The following is a 4,805-nucleotide window of genomic DNA, read 5'->3' as shown; positions in this document are numbered from 1 at the left end:
CCTTCGTGGAGTTCGCCGCGGACGATCTGGCGGCGCAGGTGGGCGGCGACGAGTTCGGCGGTCTTGGGCACCCGCACGTGCTGCCCGACGCGGTTTGCCGCCAGCAGCGGGCCCCCCAGCCCGCGAGTGACGGTTCCCGCCGCGGTCCCCTCCGCGGCGGCACGGCTCAGACGCACCGGATGTGGCGCGACGCGGGACGCCGCGAGGTCAGCAGAAGACGTTAAGGCCATGATCGTATTCCCCCTGGTGATGGCTACCGGCCAAAGCTGCGACCCGGCTGCCTGAACGTGACCATTGATAGGCGGCTCGTATCCACTGCGAGCAGTTGGCTACCAACCGTGCTTACTGGGTCGCATTGTGGCAGCGCTCCGGAGGGGTCGCAGTCAGGGGGGCGTGGGAGTACCACGGTGTATTCCGCAGATTGTTACGCAGAGTAGATGTTGCACCCGATGTGTCATCCGCGTACCGAGCTGCTCGCTTTAGGCCTGCCCAGTGGTCGCCCGTCCGGCGCGGATCGCCGTCTGGGTCAGCTGACCTGCGACGATGTCGCCCTCGCTGCGCTCTGGCCGAGCGCGCAGCCGCAGGTAGCGGCCGGGGAGCCGCGTGCGCTGACTGGCGGCGGCGAGGGCTGGCGAGGCGATCTGGCTACGGGCTGTCGTCGGCGGCAACCTTCCTCCGCGGGGTCGACAGGCGGGGGAATCGAGACGGATCGGGCCCACGACCACGCGTGGCCCGGCGCCCCCCTGCGGGGACGACGGGCCACTGACCGTGACGACCGATCGGGCGGGCGTCTGTCCCGCGCGTAACGTCCGGTCGAGCGTTCAGACGGTCGCGCGGATCTCCGCGGAGATCTCCTCGGCCTCGAGTGTCACCGCGACGGCGTGGACGACGGAGGCGACCCGGATCGCGTCCTGGATCACCTCGCGGGGCACGGCCCGCTCGCGCAGTTCGTGCTCGTGCGCGGTCAGGCACCGGCCGCAGCCGTTGATCGCCGAGACCGCCAGCGACCACAGCTCGAAGTCGATCTTGTCCACGCCCGGATTGGCCAGTGCGTTCATCCGCAGGCCGGCACGCAGCCGGGCGTACTCCGGATCCTCGAGCAGATGCAGCGTCCGGTAGTAGATGTTGTTCATCGCCATCACCGCGGCGGCGGTGCGTGCCGCGGTGGCCGCGGCCGGGTCGAGGTGCCCCAGCGCCTCGGGCTCGAGCTCGGCCAGGGTGGTGCGCCCGCGGCTCGCGATCGCCGCGGCGAGCACCGTGCCCCACAGCTGCTGCTCGGTGAGCTGCGACTGGCTGGTCACCGAACCGAGGTTGAGCCGCAGGTCCCGGGCGTGGTCGGGGAGCAGCTCCCGGAGCCGGGCGACGGCCATCAGACGCCCACCACGACCGGGGCCGCGGCGGCCGCGCCGAGGGTCTCCTCGCCCTTCTGCCAGTTGCAGGGGCACAGCTCATCGGTCTGCAGCGCGTCGAGTACGCGCAGCACCTCGGCCGGGTTCCGTCCGACGCTGCCGGCGGTGACCATGACGAACTGGATGACGTTGTCGGGGTCGACGATGAAGGTCGCCCGGGCCGCGACCCCGTCGTCGCCGAGGACGCCCGCGCCGCTGGTGAGCTCCTTCTTCAGGTCGGCGAGCATCGGGAAGGGGAGGTTCGTCAGGTCCGGGTGGTTCTGCTTCCAGGCCAGGTGGACGTACTCGCTGTCCGTGGACACGCCGAGGACCTGCGCGTCCCGGTCGGCGAACTCGTCGTTGAGCCGGCCGAACGCGGCGATCTCGGTCGGGCACACGAAGGTGAAGTCCTTCGGCCAGAAGAACACGACCCGCCACTTCCCGGCGCGGCTGGTGGAGGTCTCCCGGACGAAGGCGGTGTCCGGGTCGTGGGAGACGACGCCGGTCAGGTCGTAGGCGGGGAAGGTGTCGCCGACGGTCAGCACGTCATGTGCTCCTCTCGGATGGGACCGCTCGCCGCGGATCAGGGCCGCCCGAGGCGCTTGCCGGGCTCGAGCATCGAGACGGCCAGCTGTCGGGCGCCAGGTGCCAGGTGCCAGGTGCCAGGTGCCGGAGCGCCCGGGTGTCCGGGTGTTCGGTGTCGGTGCCAGGCGGAATCCGGTGCGGGAGAGGTCCTTGCGGGGATGGGGCCGGGTACGTGACCCACTCTTGTCACCGTCGACTCAGAAGTGAAATCGAAATATTTGGCAACTTTGATAGCCTTGATCTATGGCTCGTCCGCAGCCCACGCTGACCCAGCTCCGCGCCCTGGTCGCGGTCGCCGACCACCGGCACTTCGGCCGGGCGGCCGCCGCCCTGCACGTGAGCCAGCCCACCCTGTCCAGCGCGATCGCCGCACTCGAACGCACCCTCGGGGTGAGCCTGGTCGAGCGCACCACCCGCAGCGTGCTGCTCACCGGCATCGGCCAGGAGGTCGCCCGCCGGGCCCGGGTCGTGCTCGGCGCGGTGGATGACATCGGCGAGATCGCGGTGCGGGCCCGCGGCCCGCTCGCCGCCGACCTGCGTCTCGGCGTCATCCCGACGGTCGCTCCCTACCTGCTGCCCCGGCTGCTGCCGGCGCTGCGCGACGCCGACCTCGGTGGTGGTGGCGATGGTGCCGGCGGTCCAGGCCTCGGTGCTGGCGGTGCTGGTGCTGGTGGTGGTGGTGGAGGTGTCGGCGGCTCAGGTCTCGGCGCTGGTGGTGGCTCCCTCCCGCGGCTGCAGCTGCGGGAGGGGCAGACCGCGACCCTGCTCGCCGAGCTGCGCGGCGGCACGCTTGACCTCGCGCTGCTCGCGCTGCCCAACGACGAGCCCGGAGTCGGTGAGATACCGCTCTATGACGAGGACTTCGTCCTGGTCACCCCGGACGGCCACCCGTTGGCCGGCGGTAGCTCCGTGCCGGTCGCGGCGCTCGGCGGCCAGGAGCTGCTGCTCCTCGAGGACGGCCACTGCTTTCGCGCTCAGGCCCTGGACGTCTGCCACGAGGCCGGCGCTCGGGAACGCTCGGCCCTGCGCGCCGCGAGCCTGTCCACCATCGTCCAGATGGTCGCCGGTGGTCTTGGTCTCACCCTGTTGCCCGCCGCGGCGATCCCCGTCGAGGTCGGCGAGGGTCGTGGCCTGGCGGTGGCCACCTTCCGCCGCCCCGCCCCGCACCGCCGCATCGGCCTCGCTTACCGCACGACATCCGCCCGCCTCGCCGAATGGGACCTCCTCGCCACCCGCATCCGCGCCGCCCTGCCCGCCACCAGTCTTGATCTCGCCCCGGTTCCTCCTGCATTCACCTCTGATTCTCCTGCCGGACCATGACTGTTAACGCAGCAGTCATCCAGATCCCGGCCTGTGTCGGCACTGGGCACGTCCACGACGTTCCGGCTCGAGCCGCCCGCTCCCGCCCAGCCGCCCGCGTCCGTTGCCACGTCCGCTCCCGCGCCGAGGCATGCTAGCCTTAGTTTTGAAGACAAACTATAGGTAGAGTGAACTTATGGTCGCGCTAGCTTATGGGCCGCGCGAGCTCGTGGGCCGCGCGAACCTGCGGGCGTCGCTGACCCGTGAGCGTTGCTGACCCGTGAGCATCGCGGACCCGTGATGCCGCGCGCTGACCCGCGTATCGACGTCCGATGCGCATCACCTTTCGAGGAGATCGATGGCGAAGACCGTGGCAGTTGTCGGCGGCGGTTACGGCGGGATCACCGCCGCCAGGGCGCTGGACGACGTCGCCGACGTCGTGCTCGTCGAGCCCCGCGACACGTTCGTCCACAACGTCGCCGCACTGCGCGGGCTGGTCGACCCCGGCTGGATCGACCGGCTCTTCCTGCCCTACGACCAGCTGCTCGCCCGCGGCCGGGTGGCGCGCGACCTGGCCACCGGGGTGGATGCCCAGGGCATCACCCTCGGCTCGGGCGAGCGGATCGCGGCCGACTACCTGGTGCTCGCGACGGGCTCCACCTACCCGTTCCCGGCGAAGGTCGACGTGCACGACAGTGCGCTGGCCCGGCAGCGGCTGCGGGCCACGCACGAGTCCCTGGCCGAGGCGGCGAGCGTGCTGCTGCTGGGCGCCGGCCCCGCCGGCCTGGAGCTGGCCGGCGAGATCCGCTCGGCCTGGCCGGACAAGCCCGTCACCATCGTCGACCCGGCCTGGGACATTCTGGCGGGCACCAGCCTGCCCGAGGAGTTCCGCGCCGAGGTGCGCGCCCAGCTCGACGCGCTCGGCGTCACCCTGGTGCTGGGCAGCGCCCTGCGGGAGAACCCGTCCTCGGAGCCGGGCACGGCCAAGACGTTCACCGTCACGACCATTTCCGGCGAAGCGCTGACGGCGGACATCTGGTTCCGCTGCCACGGCGTCGTGCCGACCACCGACTACCTGGCACCCGATCTGGCCGCGGCCCGGCTGCCGAACGGCCAGGTGCGGGTCACCGACGCCCTGCACCTGCCCGGGTACCCGCACGTCTTCGCGATCGGGGACATCACCGACATCGACGAGCCGAAGATGGCCAAGGCGGCGGAGCAGCACGCGGTGGTCGTGGCGGCGAACATCCGCACTCTCGTCGAGGGCGGCGGGGAGCTCCAGAGCTACACCCCCGGCCCGCCCGGGATCTCGCTGCCCCTGGGCCCCCGGGCGGGCGCCTCCTACGCGAAGGCCGTGGGAGTCCTCGGCGCCGAACAGACCTCCAAGATCAAGGGGACGACCATGCGGATCGAGTCCTACCTGGACCTTCTCAACCTGCGATGACCGGCATCGAGGGCGTCAGGAAGTGGGGAGGCCGAACACGTCGGGGACGTCCTCGTTCAGCACGAGGAGGGTGGCGATGCGGGTCAGTT

The 4,805-nt window shown here is 71.3% G+C and carries 5 protein-coding genes and 1 pseudogene; 2 read left to right on the top strand and 4 right to left on the bottom strand.

The features are described 5' to 3' along the window. The 4 genes and pseudogenes from MXD95_RS07435 to MXD95_RS07420 form a co-directional block, all read right to left on the bottom strand. Window positions 1–230: pseudogene (locus tag MXD95_RS07435) on the bottom strand (FadR/GntR family transcriptional regulator); the annotation flags it as partial. Between the two features lie 249 nt (window positions 231–479). Then, window positions 480–668 (bottom strand): hypothetical protein, encoded by a 189-nt coding sequence (locus tag MXD95_RS07430; protein ID WP_250639802.1) that lies wholly within the window; start codon window positions 666–668, stop codon window positions 480–482. Window positions 669–821: 153 nt separating this feature from the next. Beyond that, the gene (gene ahpD / locus MXD95_RS07425; RefSeq protein WP_250639801.1) at window positions 822–1,370 is read right to left on the bottom strand and encodes an alkylhydroperoxidase, AhpD family; all 549 of its coding nucleotides are present in this window, start codon (window positions 1,368–1,370) and stop codon (window positions 822–824) included. Further along, window positions 1,370–1,933, bottom strand: a complete 564-nt coding sequence (locus MXD95_RS07420) for a peroxiredoxin (protein WP_250639800.1) — start codon at window positions 1,931–1,933, stop codon at window positions 1,370–1,372. The genes ahpD and MXD95_RS07420 overlap by 1 nt, the downstream gene beginning before the upstream one ends. Window positions 1,934–2,216: 283 nt before the next feature. Between MXD95_RS07420 and MXD95_RS07415 the strand changes: the two genes are divergently transcribed. Together MXD95_RS07415 and MXD95_RS07410 are read left to right on the top strand one after the other, a co-directional pair. Next, window positions 2,217–3,293: a LysR substrate-binding domain-containing protein gene (locus MXD95_RS07415; protein ID WP_250639799.1), complete on the top strand. Its 1,077-nt coding sequence runs from the start codon at window positions 2,217–2,219 to the stop codon at window positions 3,291–3,293. Between the two features lie 337 nt (window positions 3,294–3,630). After that, a complete protein-coding gene (locus MXD95_RS07410; protein ID WP_250639798.1) occupies window positions 3,631–4,716 on the top strand; it encodes an NAD(P)/FAD-dependent oxidoreductase in 1,086 nt (361 codons plus the stop codon). Window positions 4,717–4,805 lie beyond the last annotated feature (89 nt).

It is taken from the genome of Frankia sp. AiPa1 (genome assembly GCF_023243075.1).
Lineage (GTDB): Bacteria > Actinomycetota > Actinomycetes > Frankiales > Frankiaceae > Frankia.
The sequence above is the reverse complement of the archived record's forward strand: the minus strand, read 5'-3'. Positions and strand labels throughout refer to the sequence as shown.